Source organism: Nocardioides sp., from assembly GCF_030150155.1.
Lineage (GTDB): Bacteria > Actinomycetota > Actinomycetes > Propionibacteriales > Nocardioidaceae > Nocardioides.
Map to the genome: position 1 here is coordinate 17,376 of NZ_JASLGR010000029.1, position 15,949 is coordinate 33,324.

The window sequence follows — 15,949 nt, forward strand, 5'->3', positions numbered from 1 at the left end:
CCCAGGCGGGCGGCCGCTCAGTCGAACGGCAGCGGCTCGGCGGCCAAGGAGACAGCCTTGGCCCGTCCGGCGGTCAGCTGACGCCGGTGATGCTGACGGCACAGCACCTCGTAGGTGACCTCGCCGGGTGAGGTGAGCTCGGCCTCGACGTCGCCGACGACGATCACGTCACCCTCAGTGACCATGATGCCGTCCTCGACCCGGGCGTTGTGGGTAGCGCGCTTGCCGCACCAGCACAGCGACTCGACCTGGAGCACCTGGGTGGAGTCGGCGAGCTCGACCAGGCGAGCGCTGCCCTCGAAGAGCTTAGAGCGGAAGTCGGTCAGGATGCCGAAGCAGTAGACGTCGATCTGCAGCTCGTCGACGATCTTGGCCAGGTCGTCGATCTGCCGGGTGGTGTAGAACTGGGCCTCGTCGCAGATGAAGTAGTCGATCCGCGCCCCGTGCGTCAGCGCGTCGACGGTGTAGCGCCAGAAGTCGAAGTCCGGCGGCACCTCGATGGCCTCGTGGGTCAGGCCGAGACGGCTGGAGACGAGGGCCTGCCCGGCACGGTCGTGCACGGTGAACAGACGCCCGGCGAGGCCGCGGGCAGCCCGGTTGTGGTCGGTCTGGAGGGCCAGAGTGGACTTTCCGGAGTCCATCGGGCCGGTGTAGAAGCGCAGCTCAGCCATGAAGCGGACGGCGTCGCCGGCTCAGGCCGGGTCGGAGTCGGAGGAGTCCGAGGACTTCTCCGCGTCACCGGCACCGCCGAACATGATCTCGTCCCACGACGGGACCGACGCGCGACCGCGACGCTTGGCCTTCTTCGGCGCCGCGGGGGCGGCGACCGGAGCCTCGACCACGGGCTCCGCCACGGTCTCGGCGGGGGCCTGCGCGGCGGGCTCGGCAGGAGCCTCGACCGGGGCCGCGGGAGCGACCGGGGCCGCCTCCTGCACCGGTACGACGTCCTCGACCGGCTCCGGGATAGCCGGGGCCAGCGGGGGGACCGCGGGGGTCCAGGTCGGCTTCGGTGCCAGCGTGGCGGCGGGCTGGTCGTCGTCGCGGGAGTCGCGACGCACCCGGGCAGCGCTCAGGTCGTCGAGCACCGGCGCGGCCGGAGCCTCGACCACGAGGTCGCCGACGAGCCAGCGAGCGTCGTCGTTGTCCAGCGAGACGTAGTTGCCCGGCGGGTCGAAGGTGAACTCACCGGCACCGGAGCGGGCGGCGGTGGTGTAGAGCGCGACCAGCGCCCACCGGCCGTCGGTGCGACGCCAGGCGTCCCACTCGACAGCGTCTTCGACACCGTCGGTGGTGGCGAGCTGGAGCGCCACCGCGTCACCGAGGGTGCGGGCGGTCGACTCGGTCGCCTGCCGGCGCACGCTGGCCTTCTGGGCGCGCCCGGCCATGTGCTCGCGCTCGGCCATCACCGGAGCGGCAAACGGCATGATCCGCTCGAGACTGGTGCCGGCCGCCTCGGCGACGGACTCGGGACTCTCACCGGAGCGGATCCGTGCCTGGATGTCGCGGGGGCGGAGGCTGGGGGTCTGGTTCACTGTCGTCTTCTCCGATCGCCGCGGCAGCGCGGTGGGTGCAACCGCCACGGACATCTCGTTTCCGTCGGCGTCGACCAGCAGCATGCGGGTGCCGTCACGGCTGATCGAGGCGACCGTCCACGTCTGCTGCTCGGTCCTGGGACCAGCAACGTCGTGGGGCAGTTCTTCGGCCGACATAGGACGAGCCTAAGGGTTCGGCATTCCAGGTTCACGTTGCCACGCCATTAACGTCTCCTTGTGGGCTCTGATCCGTCGCTTCTGATCGACCTCCTGGACTTGGTCGGTGTGCTCGTCTTTGGCATCTCCGGTGGCCTGGTGGCGGTCAATCGGGGGATGGACATCATCGGCGTCCTGATCCTGGCCGGCACCACCGGCCTGGGCGGCGGGATGATGCGCGACGTGCTGATCGGGGCCACCCCGCCGGCGGCGTTCTCCGACCCGTGGCTGCTCGCCGCGGTCGCGGTGGCCGGCCTGATCACGTTCTTCTTCCACCCCGCGATCAGCAGGGCCGAGGCCACCATCGAGGCGATCGACGCCATCGGCCTGGCCCTCTTTGCCGTGGTCGGTGCGTTCAAGGCACTGGACTACGGCCTGGACGCCGTGCCCGCGGTGCTGATGGGTCTGCTGACCGCGATCGGCGGCGGGGTGCTGCGCGACATGCTCGGCAACCGGCTGCCCGACGTCTTCCGCAGCGGGCTGTACGCCACCCCGGCCGTCACCGGCGCCGCGATCGCGGTGGCACTGGTCCGGGCCGACGTCTCCGACGGCTGGGCGGCGTTCGTTGGCGGTGCGGTCTGCTTCGGGTGGCGGATGATCGCGCTGCGCAACGACTGGAACGCGCCGATGCCGCGCCCCGTCTCCGAGGCGTGGGTCAGGGCCCGAGCACTCGATCGAGGTAAGGGTTGGCGAAGAGGCGGCCGGGGTCCAGGCGGTCCCGCAGCGCCGTGAACTCGCCGAAGCGCGGGTAGGCGGGCTCCAGGTCCGCCCGGGTGCGGGTGTGCACCTTGCCCCAGTGCGGACGGCCGTCGGCCGCACGCAGGATCGGCTCCAGCAGGTCGAAGTAGGGCCGGTGGTCCACGTCGCGGTGGACGTGGAAGGCGAGGTAGAAGGTGTCGCGTCCGTGCGCCGTGGACAGCGCCGGGGCGTCGGCCTGGGCCACCCGGAGCTCGACGGGAAAGCTGATCGCCAGGTCGGAGGCCTCGATCGCCCGGCGACACTCGGCCAGCACCTCAAGGCCGGAGGCGAGCGGGACGGCGTACTCCATCTCGCGGAAGACGACCCGTCGTTCGGCGATGAAGACCTTGTGCGCGCGGTCGGCGTAGGTGCGCGCGGCCAGCAGCTGGGAGGCGGCCCGGTTCACCGTCGGGATCGCGCCGGGGAAGCGGTTGGTCGCCCGGCACAGCGCGCCGAAGACGGCGTTCTGGGTGACGTCGTCGTCGAGCCAGGCCTTCCAGGCGGGCAGCGGCTCGAGCTCGTCGAGGCCGACCCTGACGTTGCGCTTGGTCGAGATCCGGTCGGTGTGCGGGAACCAGTACGCATCCAGATGCGCGGGTACGCCGGCGTGGTCGGCGATCAGCTCGTCGAACCGTCCGACGAACTCGTCCCAGGCCATCGGGGTCTCGGTGGCACGCAGGCCGAAGATCGGCTCGACCTTGAACGTGATCGAGACCAGGATGCCGAGGGCGCCCAGACCGACCCGGACCAGGTCCAGCAGGTCGGGGTCCTCCTCGGTGACGGCGACCAGGGAGCCGTCGGCGGTGACCATCTCGACGCCGACCACCTGAGCGGCCAGGCCGGCGACCCGGCCGCCGGTGCCGTGGGTGCCGGTCGAGATCGCGCCGGCCAGGGTCTGCTCGGCGATGTCGCCCATGTTGTGCAGCGACAGGCCGAGGCTGGCCAGGGCGGCGTTGAGGTGCTTGAGCTGGGTGCCGGCCTTGGCCGTCACCGTCATCGCCTCACGGTCGATGGCGGTGATGCCGGTCAGGGCGACCGGGGAGAGCATCAGGCCGTTGGCACCGCTGACGGGGGCGGAGATCCCGGTGAAGCTGTGGCCGGTGCCGACCATCTTCACCTTCTGCCCGCCCAGGGCGGCGGCCGTGACGACGCGTGCCACCTCCTCGGCCGAGTGCGGTGTGAGCACCCGTGCGGGGGAGGCGGCTTCCAGCCCGGACCAGTTCTTCCACTCGGCCATGCCGGACAGGCTAGTGGGTCGGCGACCTAGACCGCCGCCCTCGGAGCCGCAGCAGCCACCGTCTGCTGCCAGTGCTCGGAGGAGGTGATCAGGTCGTGGGCGGCCCGCAGGGTGCCGCGGTAGGTCCGCGGCGGGCGGCCCGTCGCCCGGTCGGCCGAGCCGGGGACCAGCACCCGGGACTCGGCCGCGGTGCGCCACAGCGCCCGGGCGGCACTGCGAAGCTCGTGGGAGCGGGGTGCGGGCGCGGTGGTGGGCAGGTCGGCCCGACGTACCGACGTGGTCAGGTCCTCCATCCGGCCATGCACCTGCACCAGGCCGGAACGGGCACCGGCGCTGAGCGCGAGCAGGGCGCGCTCGTTGCGCCCGACCGCGAAGTCCCACCCGGCGCGGTCGAGCTGGGGAAGGTGCTCGACAGCGCGCCGGGGCTCCAGGGCGTCGGCGATCAGGGGTCGCATCACCTGACGGACCAGGCCGACGGGGTGGCCCGCCTGGTGCCAGCGACGGCCGAGGTCCTGAAGCATCTGGGCCGACTCGTGGCCCACCGACTGGTTGACCCGGCCGACGGGGTGCTCGACGTCGACGTGGGTGGCCCCGGCGATCTCGGCGAAGGCACGCCACAGCGGGTGCTCCTCGGCCCGGGAGCGGGGCAGCGGCAGCACGTGCAGGTGCGCCACTCCGGGGTGGGCACCCCAGTCGGTGACGATCCGGTCGATCTCCTGGGCACGGTAGTAGGTCCGCCACGACCGGCTGGCGGGGTCGCCGCCGCGGGCCGGGTCGATCAGGCGCAGGTACTGCGGCCAGCCGGCGTCGCCGAAGTTGCGGCTGAACGTCTGCCACTGCGAGGCCAGGCCGCCGACCTGGTCGCGCACCACCAGCACCACGTCGACCCGCAGGCCGGCGAAGGGGCGCAGCAGGGCGTCGATCTGGTGCGGCTTGGCGAAGCTGAGGAACTCCGAGGAGATCACCGCGGTCGGGGCGGGGGAGCGGCGGGCGCGCTCGGCCAGCTCGTGCCAGGGCCGGGCGGCCTCGGCCGAGGAGGGGCGGGCGAGCACCTTGGCGGTAGCCCCTGATGGCCGGCCGAGCAGACGTCCGGTGACGACCCCGCCGGCAGCGAGCCGGTCCCGGTTGGAGTCCAGCACCGCCTGGAGATACGTCGTTCCTGTCTTCATCGCTCCGATGTGGAGCACCACCCGCTCGGCCACCGGGAGATCTTTACTTTTCTCTTTACTTTTCTCCTCGGTGTGCGCTGTGACCTCGCTATGAGGGGTGCGCTGGGCACGTCGGCGGGCCGAATAGTGTGGGGGCATGGATGTGCACCCGTACGACGCCCTGCTGCTGGTCTCCTTCGGCGGCCCGGAGAAGCCCGAGGACGTGGTCCCGTTCCTGGAGAACGTCACCCGGGGCCGGGGGATCCCCCGGGAGCGCCTCGTCGAGGTCGGCCAGCACTACTTCGGGTTCGGGGGGAAGTCGCCGATCAACGACCAGAACCGTGCCTTCCTGGCCGCGCTGCGCGAGGACTTCGCCGCCAACGGGATCGACGTCCCGGTGTACTGGGGCAACCGCAACTGGGACCCCTACCTGACCGACACCGTCGCCCAGATGCAGGCCGACGGGATCACCCGGGCCGCCGTCTTCGCGACCAGCGCCTACTCGTCGTACTCCTCGTGCCGGCAGTACCGGGAGAACCTCTACGACGCCTTCCACGCCGTCGAGGGTGCCCCGGTGCTGGACAAGCTGCGGGTCTACTTCAACCACCCCGGCTTCGTCGAGCCGGTCGTCGACGGCGCGCTGGCCGCGCTCCAGGACCTCCCGGCCGAGCGCCGCGACGATGCCGTGCTGCTCTTCGTCACGCACTCCATCCCGGAGTCGATGAACGCCGCCTCGGGGGCGCCGGGCGAGGGCGGTGCCTACCTGCGCCAGCATCTCGACGTGGCCGCCGTGGTGGCCGAACAGATCAGTGCCCAGACCGGCCTGGCCCGGCGCCACGAGCTGGTCTTCTGCTCCAAGTCCGGCGACGGCCGGATGCCGTGGCTCGAGCCCGACGTCAACGACCGGCTCGAGGAGCTGGCCGCCGAGGGTGTCGGTGCGGTGGTGATGATCCCGGTCGGCTTCGTCTCCGACCACATGGAGGTGGTCTACGACCTCGACACCGAGGCGCTCGCCACCTGTGCCCGGCTCGGCATCGAGGGACGACGCTCGGCCACCGCCGGCACCGACCCGCGCTTCGTCGCCGCGGTCCGCGACCTGCTCGTCGAGCGGGCCGCACGCGAGCGCGGCGAGGCCGTCGCCCCGGCCAGCATGGGGGAGATCGGCGCGCTGTGGGACCGCTGCCCGGTGGGCTGCTGTGCCGGCCGGGTCGACCGGCCCGCCCTGTGCGGACAGGACTCCTGATGAGCAGCCGCGGTCCTCTCGACATCGACGCCCTGGCCGACCTGGCGCTGGACACCGCCCGCGCCGCCGCCGACCTGGTCCGCGAGCGTGCCGCAGCCGGGGTCGCCGTGGCCGCCACCAAGAGCTCCGAGGTCGATGTCGTCACCCAGGCCGACCGTGACTCCGAGGCGCTGATCCGGCGCCTGATCGGCGAGGTCAGGCCGTCCGACGCCTTCCTGGGCGAGGAGGGCGGTGCCACCGGTGGTGCCGGGGACGCGGGAGACGCGGGAGACGCTGGCAGCGCCGCCGTGCGCTGGATCGTGGACCCGATCGACGGCACCGTGAACTTCCTCTACGGCCTGCCCGAGTTCTCCATCTCGATTGCCGCCGAGGTCGACGGCGTGCTGAGTGTCGGGGTGGTGCTCAACGTCGCCACCGGCACCGCCTACCGCGCCCGGCGTGGGGCCGCAGGCCTCCAGGCCGAGGTGCTCGACGGCCCCGGGCAGCGGATCGGGGTACGAGCCCCGGTGCCGCTGTCCCAGCAGCTGGTGATCACCGGGTTCTCCTACGACGCCGACGTACGCCGGCAGCAGGCGGCGGCCCTGGTGAGCCTGCTGCCCCGGGTGCGCGACATCCGACGTCACGGCTCGGCGGCCCTGGAGCTGTGCAAGATCGCCGTCGGCCAGGCCGATGCGTACGTCGAGGTCGGGGTGAACCTGTGGGACTACGCCGCGGGTGCGCTGATCGCCGAGGCGGCCGGTGCGCGCTGGGAGGTGCTGCCGGGGCTGGCTGGGCGGGACCTGGTGGTCTGCGCCCCTGCGGCGTCCTTCGACGACGTCCGGGACCTGGCTCTCGACGCCGGTTTCGGAGCCGGTTCCGGGACTGGCTCACGCCCCTGAGTCGAGCCACTAGACCGGTCCCATGCGTGATTGTGGGTATCTCGATCTAGAACAGTTGTGTGATTCGGGTGACGGCGGGAATACTCCGCGTGCCAGCACGGTTCAGGCGACGAGATTCGGGCAAGTGTGCGAGAACTGGGCGAACAGTGCCGCGATAGTGCACAATCACCGCCCGAGCAGAGAGGGAGTGATGACGGATGGCCACAGACTACGACGCCCCGCGTAAGACGGAGGAAGAGCAGTCAGAGGAGAGCATCGAAGAGCTCAAGGCGCGCCGTCACGACAAGAACTCGGGCAAGGTCGACGAGGACGAGGCCGAAGCGGCCGAAGCCTTCGAACTCCCCGGTGCGGACTTGTCGCATGAGGAGCTTGCCGTCGAGGTCAAGCCGAAGCAGGATGACGAGTTCACCTGCATGAGCTGCTTCCTGGTGCATCACCGGTCGCAGCTGGCGGACGCGAAGAAGATGATCTGTCGCGACTGCGCATGATCTGAATCGACGAAGAAGGCCCATCCCGTCGGGGTGGGCCTTCTTCGTGTCTGAAGGTTCGGTGCCGCCTCAGCGCCGGGCGCGGGTCGACTTCCTCACGCTCTCCAGGGCCGGGGAGGTGGCCGGGAGGGCGGAGCGCTTCTGGTAGTTGGCGACGGCGCGCTGAGCGACCAGCTTGGCCAGCGCCACCCCGGCGCCGGTCGCGGCGGCCCAGGTCACTGCCTCCCAGGTCGCGACCTCGGGGTCGGCGGGGTTGGTCGGCGGCTTCTTGCCCGTGACCGCCTTCCAGGACATGTCGAGGGTCTTCTTGAAGATCGTCGCGGCACCGACGGCCGTAGCGCTGGCGGCCAGACCGTAGACCTTCGATCCGTTCGCGGCCGACTTCTTCTTCGACTTCTTCGCCATAGGGGGAGCCTAGGGCATCGACCGGGCTTCTAGCGGTCGGAGGAGGTCTCCGTCAGGGAACGGACAGCCGCAGCGAGCGCGTCGGGGCGGCGGGTGGAGACCAGCCAGTACGGTGCGGGGTCGGCCGGGTCGGTGATCTCGATCCGGACCGCACGCTTGAGGTAGGGGCGCATCAGCAGGAACGCGCGCACGTCGGCGTCCTGGCCGGCGATGCGGCGCGCGGCGGCCTCGTCCAGCGCCTCCACCGCACCGAGCCAGCGGCCGTCGATCCGGGCGGGACCGGCGTACAGCTCACCGTCACGGACGGAGATCTGGGCCGAGCCGTAGGCGACGAAGGCAAGTGCGAGGAGGGCCAGGATGGCGCCGGCGATGGACCAGGCCCACGGCTCGGGGACCGCGACGATGAGGGCGAGCCAGAGCGACGCCACGAACATGACTCCCTGGACCCACCAGCGCAGCGGGACGTACAGCCGCTCGCTATAGGTGGTCACAATCATCAAGTTTCCCATAGGGTCCCCGGGTGGTTGACATCGCACTGGTCCGGCTCGACCCTGAGCTCCCGATTCCGTCCTATGCGCACCCCGGCGACGCGGGTGCGGACCTGATGACGACGGTGGATCTGCATCTGGCACCCGGTGAGCGGGCCTTGGTCCCGACCGGTGTCGCGATTGCTCTGCCGGAGGGGTACGTCGCTCTGGTGCACCCCCGCTCCGGCCTGGCCGCCCGGCACGGACTCTCCATCGTCAACACGCCGGGGACCGTCGACGCCGGCTACCGCGGCGAGATCAAGGTGTTGCTGATCAACCACGACCCGCACGAGGCGATCGAGTTGCGCCGCGGTGAACGGATCGCCCAGCTGCTGATCCAGCGGGTCGAGCGCGCTACGTTCGTGGAAGTGGAGTCGCTTCCTGAGTCGGTACGCGGTGCGGGAGGATACGGTTCCACGGGAACGGCCGGCCTCTAGGCCGCCGCCCCTGCCAGGCACCATCCAAGGTTCGTCAGGAAGTAGTCCGTTGAAGTTCCGTCGCAAGTCCACGCCCGCCGAGGCAGCGCCTGAGGTCGAGGCCGCCCCGAGCACGCCTGAGTCGTCCGACCCGTCCGCGCCCAGCGCGGAGGGGACCGAGGCCGCCGAGACCATCGAGGTGCCGATCGGGCCCTACGACATCGACGCGATCCCGGTGCCGATGGACCAGGTCGACCGCGTCGACCTGGGCTCCATCCTGGTCGCGCCGGTGCCCAACTGCGAGCTGCGCCTGCAGATCGACGAGAACACCCAGGAGGTCCAGGCCGTCCTGCTCACCTCCGACGAGGGCGCCCTGGAGCTGCGTGCCTTCGCCGCCCCGCGCAACGGCGACCTGTGGACCGAGATCCGGCCCCAGCTGGCCGCCGACATCACCTCGCGTGGTGGCGTCAGCGAGGAGATCGACGGCCCGTGGGGCGTCCACCTCGTCGGCCAGATGCCGGTCGTGATGCCCGACGGCACCGAGGGTGTCCAGGCCTCGCGGATCATCGGCATCAACGGCCCGCGCTGGATGCTGCGCGCCACCCTGATCGGTCGCCCGGCCGTCGACGGCGAGTACGCCGGCACCTGGCTCCAGGGCATCGCCGCCTCGGTCGTGCGCCGTGGCAACCACGCCCTGCCGGTCGGCGAGGCGCTGCCGCTGGTGATGCCGGTGCAGCAGCAGTCCCCGGACGCCTGATCCCCGATGGGCAAGCTGCGTGACCGGCTCAGCGCCTGGGCCAACAACGACAGCCTGGAGGCACGCGATCTCCAGGAGGCCTACCGCGCCCAGGACGTCTACGCGATCGCGGAGGCACCTGACCGGGAGAAGGTCCGCCTGCGCGGCATCCTCAAGACCGTGACGCTGCGTCCGCGCGGCGGGGTGCCGGCCCTGGAGGCCGAGCTCTTCGACGGCACCGGCGTGGTGACCGTGGTGTGGCTGGGCCGTCGCCGGATCGCGGGCATCGTGCCCGGACGCTCGATCCAGGTCGCCGGCAGGATCGGCGCGTACGACGGCGCCCGGGTGCTCTACAACCCGCGCTACGAGCTGATCCCGTGAGCGAGCAGCGCCCCGAGCCCGGCGAGAACGCTGCCGCCGCGGCGGAGCCCGCCACCGAGCCGGAGTCCTTCGCGGAGACCGTCTCGGAGGTCGTGCACGAGGTGCTGCACGACGGTGAGCAGCCGACCGCGCCCGCCTCCCTGGACACCGTCGAGGCCGTCGTACGGCGGCAGATGGCGCAGTCCCTGGGCGGCAAGCGCGGCATGATCGAGGCCGGTGTGCCGTCGATCATCTTCACGATCCTGTGGCTCACCACCAAGGACCTCAAGCTGGCGCTGCTGTGTGCCGGTGGCGTCGCGGTCGCGGCGCTGGTGGTGCGGCTGGTGCAGCGCTCCTCGACGCAGTACGTGCTCAACGCGATCTTCGGCATCCTGATCGGCTGGGTCTTCGTCAGGATCGCCGCGGGCAGCGGCGGCTCGGCCTCGGACCAGGCACTGGCCTACTTCCTGCCCGGGATCATCTGGAGCGGGGTCTACACGATCGTGATGGGGATCTCCTGCTTGGCCGGCTGGCCGGTGATCGGCTTCATGGTCGGCTCGGTCAGCGGCGATCCGGTGGCCTGGCACGAGGACAAGCAGGTGGTGCGGCTGTGCCAGCGCCTGACCTGGCTCTTCCTGCTGCCCGGCGCCGTCGGAGTGATCGGCCAGGGGCCGCTGTGGCTGCTGGGTCACACCGGTGCGATCACCGCCTCGACCGCGGTCGCGATCATCGTCGTGCTGCGCCTGGGCCTGGGCTGGGTGCTGCGGATCGGCTCGTGGGCGGCGATGATCTGGCTGCTGGCGCGCAACGCGACGCCGGTGGAGCCGAGCGCGGCCGGCACCAAGCCTGAGCCTGCTTGAGCCCGCCTGAGTCTGCGTGAGCCTGGTCAGGCTCACCGACCAACGCATCGGGCCCGGCCCGCGGAGTGATCCGCGAGCCGGGCCCGATCTGGTCTGCGCGGTGGGTCAGCCGCCGTGCTTGGACGGGGCGAGCATCCGCTCGAGCTCGTCCTCCTTGTCGGCCGGGACGATGAACATCAGCTCGTCGCCCGACTCGATCGGCTGCGCCGGGTCCGGGGTGTAGACCATCCCGTCGCGCAGGATCGTGACCAGGGCACAGTTGTCCGGCAACGGGATCAGACCGGCCTGCTTGCCGACGTACGGCGAATCGGCGGGCAGCACGATCTCGACCAGGTTCGCGTTGCCCTGGCGGAAGGTGAAGAGCCGGACCAGGTCGCCGACGGTGACGGCCTCCTCGACCAGTGCCGACATGATCCGCGGGGTGGAGACGTTGACGTCGACCCCCCACGCCTCGGTGAAGAGCCACTCGTTGTGCGGGTGGTTGACCCGGCCGACGGTGCGGGGCACGCCGAACTCGGTCTTGGCGAGCAGCGAGGTGACCAGGTTGACCTTGTCGTCACCGGTCGCGGCGATCACGACGTCGCAGCGGTCCAGGCGGGCCTCCTCCAGGGAGGAGAGCTCGCACGAGTCGGCCAGCAGCCACTCGGCGTCCGGCACCCGCTCGGGACGGATCGAGTCGGGGTTCTTGTCGATCAGCAGGATCTCGTGGCCGTTGATGATCAGCTCGCGGGCGATGGAGCGACCCACGGCGCCGGCTCCGGCGATGGCGACGCGCATGTCAGGACTCCTGAGGACCGGCGTTGAGGGTGTCGTAGACGTGCTGCGCGTTCTCCTCGCGCATCACCAGGTGGAGCATGTCGCCCTCCTGGATCACCGAGTCGCGGGTCGGCAGCACGCCCTCGCCGAGGCGGTCGATCCAGGCGATCCGGCTCTGGGACTGCTCCTGGAAGTGGATCGTGCGCTGACCGATCCAGGCCTCGGTGATCGGGACCTGGTCGAGCCGGATCGTGCCCGAGGGGTCACGGTAGTCGGGCTCGGCTCCGGCGGGCAGCAGCCGCCGCAGGACCTGGTCCGAGGTCCACTTCACGGTCGCGACCGTGGTGATGCCCAGACGCTGGTAGACCTCGGCACGGCCCGGGTCGTAGATCCGGGCGACGACCTGCTGGATCCCGAACGTCTCGCGCGCCACGCGGGCGGCGATGATGTTCGAGTTGTCACCGCTGGAGACGGCGGCGAAGGCGTCGGCGCGACTGATCCCGGCCTTCTCCAGCACCTCCTGGTCGAAGCCGACACCGGTGATCTTGTCACCGTTGAAGGTCGGGCCGAGACGGCGGAACGCATCGGGCTCGGTGTCGATCACCGAGACGGTGTGGTTCCGGTCCTCGAGGCTGCGCGCGAGGGTGGAGCCGACCCGGCCGCACCCCATGATCACAACATGCACTCGCTGAGCGTAGCCGTGGAGGAGCCCTAGCGCCGCACTGTGCCGTAGCGTTGCGCCTCGTGGGTGTCGGCGATGTCTCCAAGCGGATCCTGATCGGCCGCAAGCTCCGCAGTTCGCAGTTGGGGGAGACCCTGCTGCCCAAGCGGATCGCACTGCCGGTCTTCGCCAGCGATGCGCTCTCGTCCGTGGCCTATGCGCCCGACGAGGTCTTCATCATGCTGTCGTTGGCCGGGATCTCGGCGTACGCGTTCTCCTGGAAGATCGCGATCGCTGTCGCGGTCGTGATGGCGGCGGTGATCGCCTCCTACCGGCAGACGGTGCACGCCTACCCGAGCGGTGGTGGCGACTACGAGGTGGCCACGGTCAACCTCGGCTCTCGCGCCGGTACGACGGTTGCGTGCGCGTTGATCGTGGACTACATGCTCACCGTGGCGGTGTCGATCTCCTCGGGGGCGAACTACGCCAGCGCAGCGATACCCGCGTTCCAGGGCCACGAGGCCACCCTCGCGGTGGCGCTCGTGGTGGTGCTGACAGCGATGAACCTGCGCGGGATCCGCGAGGCCGGCAGTGCCTTCGCGTGGCCGACGTACGCGTTCATGGTGGCGATCCTCGGCACCGCGGTGGCCGGGTTCGTGATGTGGGCGACCGGCAACCTGCCGCACGTGGAGAGCTCGAACTTCGACATCACCCCGCGCGAGGGGATGGAGTCGCCGCTGTCGACCGCGGCCCTGCTGTTCCTGCTGGCGCGGGCCTTTTCCAGCGGTTGTGCGGCCCTGACCGGTGTGGAGGCGATCTCCAACGGCGTACCGGCGTTCCGGCGACCGAAGTCGAAGAACGCCGCCACCACGCTGCTGCTGCTCGGTCTGATCGCGATCTCGATGATGGTGAGCATCATCGTGCTGGCCAAGGAGATGGGTCTGCGGTTCGTGGACCCATCGGACCAGCACCGGCTCACCCTCAACGGGGTGCCGCTGGGCGACTCCCACACCCAGAACGCGGTGATCGCGCAGGTCTCCAAGGCGGTCTGGGCCGACTTCCCGCCGGGCTTCTACCTCACCGTCACGGTGACCGGCCTGATCCTGGTGCTGGCGGCGAACACGGCGTTCAACGGCTTCCCGGTGCTCGGCTCGATCCTGGCCCGCGACGGCTTCGCGCCGCGTGCCCTCGGCTCGCGCGGTGACCGGCTGGCGTACTCCAACGGCATCGTCTTCCTCGCGGTGATGGCCGCGGTGCTGATCATCGCCTTCGATGCGCAGACCACGAAGCTGATCCAGCTCTACATCGTGGGTGTCTTCGTCTCGTTCAACCTGAGTCAGCTCGGCATGATCAGGCACTGGACCCGTGAGATGGCCGCCGAGCACGACCCGATCAAGCGACGCTCGATGATGCGCTCGCGCACGATCAACACGATCGGCCTGACCTTCACCGCCGTCGTGCTGGTGGTCGTCCTGATCACGAAGTTCCTGGCCGGTGCCTGGATCACGATCCTGGCGATGATCTTCTTCTACATCGTGATGCGGCGCATCCGCAGCCACTACGACAAGGTCGAGGTGGAGCTCGAGGCCGGCGACGAGGACAAGGTCATGCCGACCCGGGTGCACGCGATGGTGCTGGTCTCCAAGCTGCACAAGCCGACGCTGCGGGCGCTCGCGTTCGCTCAGGCGACGCGGCCCAACACGCTCGAGGCCGTCACGGTCTCGATGGACGACGAGACCACCGCCAAGCTGCTGGAGGAGTGGGACGAGCGCCACTTCGACATCCCGCTCAAGGTGCTGCACTCGCCCTACCGCGAGCTGATCCGCCCAATCATCGACTACGCGACGGCGATCCGGAAGGCGAACCCGCGCGGCGTGGTCGCCGTCTACATCCCCGAGTACGTCGTCGGCCGCTGGTGGGAGTCGCTGCTGCACAACCAGTCGGCGCTGCGGCTCAAGGCGCGGCTGCTCTTCACCCCCGGGGTGATGGTCATCTCCGTGCCGTACCAGCTGGTCTCGGGCCTGCGGAAGGCCAAGGAGCTGCGCGATACCGCGTGGGTCCGCCCGGGCAGCATCCGACGTGACGACGACCGAGACAAGCAGGTGCGACTGTGAGCCCGAAGCCCGAGGGCAGGCCCGATCGGCGTCGTCACGGTGGCCGCGGTAACGGTGGGCGCCCGGTCCGGGCGCGCCAGCCCCGCGGACGCTCCCGGGTAGGGGAGCGGTTCGAGGCGGTCGTCGGACCCGTCGCCCACGGCGGCCACTGCGTCGCCCGGGTGGCCGACGGGGAGTCCCAGCGGGTCGTCTTCGTCCGGCGCGCCCTGCCGGGGGAGCGGGTCGTGCTGGAGATCACCGAAGGCACCGACGGCGACAGGTTCTGGCGCGGTGACGCGATCGAGATCCTGTCGGCGGCACCGGACCGCGTGGCGGCGCCCTGCCCCGCCGCGCGACCGGGTGGCTGTGGTGGCTGCGACTTCCAGCACGTCACGCTGGCGGCACAGCGGGGGCTGAAGGCCACGGTGGTCCGCGAGCAGCTGTCGCGGCTGGCGGGGCTCGACGTCGACGTCGAGGTCGAGGCGGTCCCCGGCGACGTCGAGGGTCTGCGCTGGCGGACCCGGCAGCGGTACGTCGACGTGCCCGGCGCCCCGCACGCCCGCGGGATGCGCGCCTTCCGCTCCCACGACGTGATCCCGGTCGAGGAGTGCCTGATCGCGGCCCCGGGGGCGCGCGAGGGCGGTGCCGGTAGTGAGGAGACGGTCGTGGAGACCGTCGCCGTGGGCTCCGAGGAGCACCGGTTCACCGTCGCCGCCGACGGCTTCTGGCAGGTCCACCCCGGGGCACCGTCGACCCTGGTCTCCACCGTGCTGTCGATGCTGGACCCGCAGCCGGGGGAGTCCGTCCTGGACCTCTTCTCCGGCGTCGGCCTGTTCGCCGCGTTCCTCGCCGACCACGTCGGCCCCACCGGCCGGATCGTCGCGATCGAGGGGGACCGTCGGGCATCGGCGTACTCCGCGCAGAACGTGCCGTCGGCCGAGGTCGCCTGCGGCGACGTCGCCACGGTGCTGGGCTCCGACTTCACCGACGAGTTCGACCTCGTCGTCCTGGACCCGCCCCGCGAGGGCGCCCGCCGCGCCGTGGTCGAGGCCGTGCTCGCCCGTTCGCCGAGGGCCGTGGCGTACGTCGCCTGCGACCCGGCAGCGCTGGCGCGGGATGTCGCGCTGTTCGCTGACGGGGGCTATGAGCTGGCGCAGCTGCGGGCGTTCGATCTATTTCCGATGACGCACCACGTGGAATGTGTTGCTTTGCTGACGAAAACCGGCTCTGACCTGCGGTGATGCATTTGGGGCTGACGGGGAATTCCACCTCGCAGGGGCCTTAGTGCCCGGTTTGGGCCCGCTTTGAGGTTGCGAGCCCGCTTCTGGTTGATTGGAGGGCGGCCCTTGACGGGGCACAGCCGGGCTACGTCGCCGGCGGCAACGCGTGGCCGGATCGGGCACCGGGGGCGAGGCGTTCGGTCGCTGCCCGGTAGTCCGGAACGACGAGTTTTCGGCTGATGTCATGCCGCTCCGTCACAGCCTTGGAGGTGTGGCCGAGTTGAGTGCTGGCCGCTTCCGCGTCGTAGAACTCGTCGATTTCGGTCGCGACGGTGCGTCGGAAGGCGTGCGGCGTCACATCCTGAAGGACCTCGACGTCTGCGTTGTCACCTATCTGTGCAGCAGACCCCCGAAGGTGCCCGGAGGCGTTCTCAC

Annotated in this window: 19 protein-coding genes; 10 read left to right on the forward strand and 9 right to left on the reverse strand. The window is 70.6% G+C overall.

The features are described 5' to 3' along the window. Positions 1-17: 17 nt before the first annotated feature. Together Q1V88_RS08390 and sepH are read right to left on the reverse strand one after the other, a co-directional pair. The gene (locus Q1V88_RS08390; protein ID WP_300680399.1) at positions 18-671 is read right to left on the reverse strand and encodes a thymidine kinase; all 654 of its coding nucleotides are present in this window, start codon (positions 669-671) and stop codon (positions 18-20) included. Between the two features lie 21 nt (positions 672-692). Beyond that, positions 693-1,709, reverse strand: coding sequence for a septation protein SepH (sepH, locus tag Q1V88_RS08395; RefSeq protein ID WP_300680401.1), 1,017 nt, complete (start codon positions 1,707-1,709; stop codon positions 693-695). 60 nt (positions 1,710-1,769) lie between these two features. Here sepH and Q1V88_RS08400 point away from each other — a divergent pair, with 60 nt between their 5' ends. Then, positions 1,770-2,480 (forward strand): trimeric intracellular cation channel family protein, encoded by a 711-nt coding sequence (locus Q1V88_RS08400; protein WP_300680403.1) that lies wholly within the window; start codon positions 1,770-1,772, stop codon positions 2,478-2,480. On the opposite strand, the gene Q1V88_RS08405 is transcribed toward Q1V88_RS08400, so the two are convergent. Both Q1V88_RS08405 and Q1V88_RS08410 read right to left on the reverse strand, forming a co-directional pair. After that, positions 2,404-3,723: a D-arabinono-1,4-lactone oxidase gene (locus tag Q1V88_RS08405; RefSeq protein ID WP_300680405.1), complete on the reverse strand. Its 1,320-nt coding sequence runs from the start codon at positions 3,721-3,723 to the stop codon at positions 2,404-2,406. The genes Q1V88_RS08400 and Q1V88_RS08405 overlap by 77 nt on opposite strands. A 26-nt stretch (positions 3,724-3,749) precedes the next feature. Beyond that, a complete protein-coding gene (locus Q1V88_RS08410) occupies positions 3,750-4,925 on the reverse strand; it encodes a hypothetical protein (protein ID WP_300680407.1) in 1,176 nt (391 codons plus the stop codon). 103 nt (positions 4,926-5,028) lie between these two features. Here Q1V88_RS08410 and Q1V88_RS08415 point away from each other — a divergent pair, with 103 nt between their 5' ends. The 3 genes from Q1V88_RS08415 to Q1V88_RS08425 all read left to right on the forward strand — a co-directional run bounded on the left by Q1V88_RS08415 (position 5,029) and on the right by Q1V88_RS08425 (position 7,480). Then, positions 5,029-6,114, forward strand: coding sequence for a ferrochelatase (locus Q1V88_RS08415; RefSeq protein WP_300680409.1), 1,086 nt, complete (start codon positions 5,029-5,031; stop codon positions 6,112-6,114). Next, positions 6,114-6,992 (forward strand): inositol monophosphatase family protein, encoded by an 879-nt coding sequence (locus Q1V88_RS08420; protein WP_300680411.1) that lies wholly within the window; start codon positions 6,114-6,116, stop codon positions 6,990-6,992. The genes Q1V88_RS08415 and Q1V88_RS08420 overlap by 1 nt, the downstream gene beginning before the upstream one ends. Before the next feature lie 197 nt (positions 6,993-7,189). Then, positions 7,190-7,480: a DUF4193 domain-containing protein gene (locus Q1V88_RS08425; RefSeq protein ID WP_300680413.1), complete on the forward strand. Its 291-nt coding sequence runs from the start codon at positions 7,190-7,192 to the stop codon at positions 7,478-7,480. Between the two features lie 69 nt (positions 7,481-7,549). On the opposite strand, the gene Q1V88_RS08430 is transcribed toward Q1V88_RS08425, so the two are convergent. Together Q1V88_RS08430 and Q1V88_RS08435 are read right to left on the reverse strand one after the other, a co-directional pair. Continuing rightward, a complete protein-coding gene (locus Q1V88_RS08430) occupies positions 7,550-7,885 on the reverse strand; it encodes a DUF4235 domain-containing protein (protein WP_300680415.1) in 336 nt (111 codons plus the stop codon). A 29-nt stretch (positions 7,886-7,914) separates the two neighbouring features. Next, positions 7,915-8,382: a DUF3093 domain-containing protein gene (locus Q1V88_RS08435; RefSeq protein ID WP_300680417.1), complete on the reverse strand. Its 468-nt coding sequence runs from the start codon at positions 8,380-8,382 to the stop codon at positions 7,915-7,917. A 23-nt stretch (positions 8,383-8,405) separates the two neighbouring features. Here Q1V88_RS08435 and dut point away from each other — a divergent pair, with 23 nt between their 5' ends. From dut to Q1V88_RS08455, 4 genes are read left to right on the forward strand one after another with little or no spacing between them, the layout of a single operon-like run. After that, positions 8,406-8,849, forward strand: a complete 444-nt coding sequence (dut, locus tag Q1V88_RS08440) for a dUTP diphosphatase (protein ID WP_300680419.1) — start codon at positions 8,406-8,408, stop codon at positions 8,847-8,849. Positions 8,850-8,898: 49 nt separating this feature from the next. After that, positions 8,899-9,585 (forward strand): DUF3710 domain-containing protein, encoded by a 687-nt coding sequence (locus Q1V88_RS08445; RefSeq protein ID WP_300680421.1) that lies wholly within the window; start codon positions 8,899-8,901, stop codon positions 9,583-9,585. A 15-nt stretch (positions 9,586-9,600) separates the two neighbouring features. Then, complete coding sequence (locus Q1V88_RS08450; RefSeq protein WP_300680482.1) at positions 9,601-9,945, forward strand: OB-fold nucleic acid binding domain-containing protein; 345 nt, start codon at positions 9,601-9,603, stop codon at positions 9,943-9,945. Further along, complete coding sequence (locus Q1V88_RS08455) at positions 9,942-10,784, forward strand: DUF3159 domain-containing protein (RefSeq protein ID WP_300680423.1); 843 nt, start codon at positions 9,942-9,944, stop codon at positions 10,782-10,784. Before Q1V88_RS08450 ends, Q1V88_RS08455 begins: the two co-directional genes overlap by 4 nt. 105 nt (positions 10,785-10,889) lie before the next feature. Here Q1V88_RS08455 and Q1V88_RS08460 read toward each other — a convergent pair whose 3' ends face one another. Beyond that, on the reverse strand, positions 10,890-11,561 hold the full coding sequence (locus tag Q1V88_RS08460) for a TrkA family potassium uptake protein (protein WP_300680425.1): 672 nt from the start codon (positions 11,559-11,561) through the stop codon (positions 10,890-10,892). A gap of 1 nt (position 11,562) precedes the next feature. Continuing rightward, positions 11,563-12,225 carry a TrkA family potassium uptake protein gene (locus Q1V88_RS08465; RefSeq protein ID WP_300680426.1) on the reverse strand — a complete coding sequence of 221 codons (663 nt, stop codon included), beginning with the start codon at positions 12,223-12,225 and terminating at the stop codon, positions 11,563-11,565. 59 nt (positions 12,226-12,284) lie between these two features. Between Q1V88_RS08465 and Q1V88_RS08470 the strand changes: the two genes are divergently transcribed. Both Q1V88_RS08470 and Q1V88_RS08475 read left to right on the forward strand, forming a co-directional pair. Next, positions 12,285-14,315 (forward strand): APC family permease, encoded by a 2,031-nt coding sequence (locus Q1V88_RS08470; RefSeq protein ID WP_300680428.1) that lies wholly within the window; start codon positions 12,285-12,287, stop codon positions 14,313-14,315. Then, positions 14,312-15,535: a TRAM domain-containing protein gene (locus Q1V88_RS08475; RefSeq protein WP_300680430.1), complete on the forward strand. Its 1,224-nt coding sequence runs from the start codon at positions 14,312-14,314 to the stop codon at positions 15,533-15,535. Before Q1V88_RS08470 ends, Q1V88_RS08475 begins: the two co-directional genes overlap by 4 nt. A 124-nt stretch (positions 15,536-15,659) precedes the next feature. Here Q1V88_RS08475 and Q1V88_RS08480 read toward each other — a convergent pair whose 3' ends face one another. After that, positions 15,660-15,872: a hypothetical protein gene (locus Q1V88_RS08480; protein WP_300680432.1), complete on the reverse strand. Its 213-nt coding sequence runs from the start codon at positions 15,870-15,872 to the stop codon at positions 15,660-15,662. Positions 15,873-15,949: the final 77 nt, after the last annotated feature.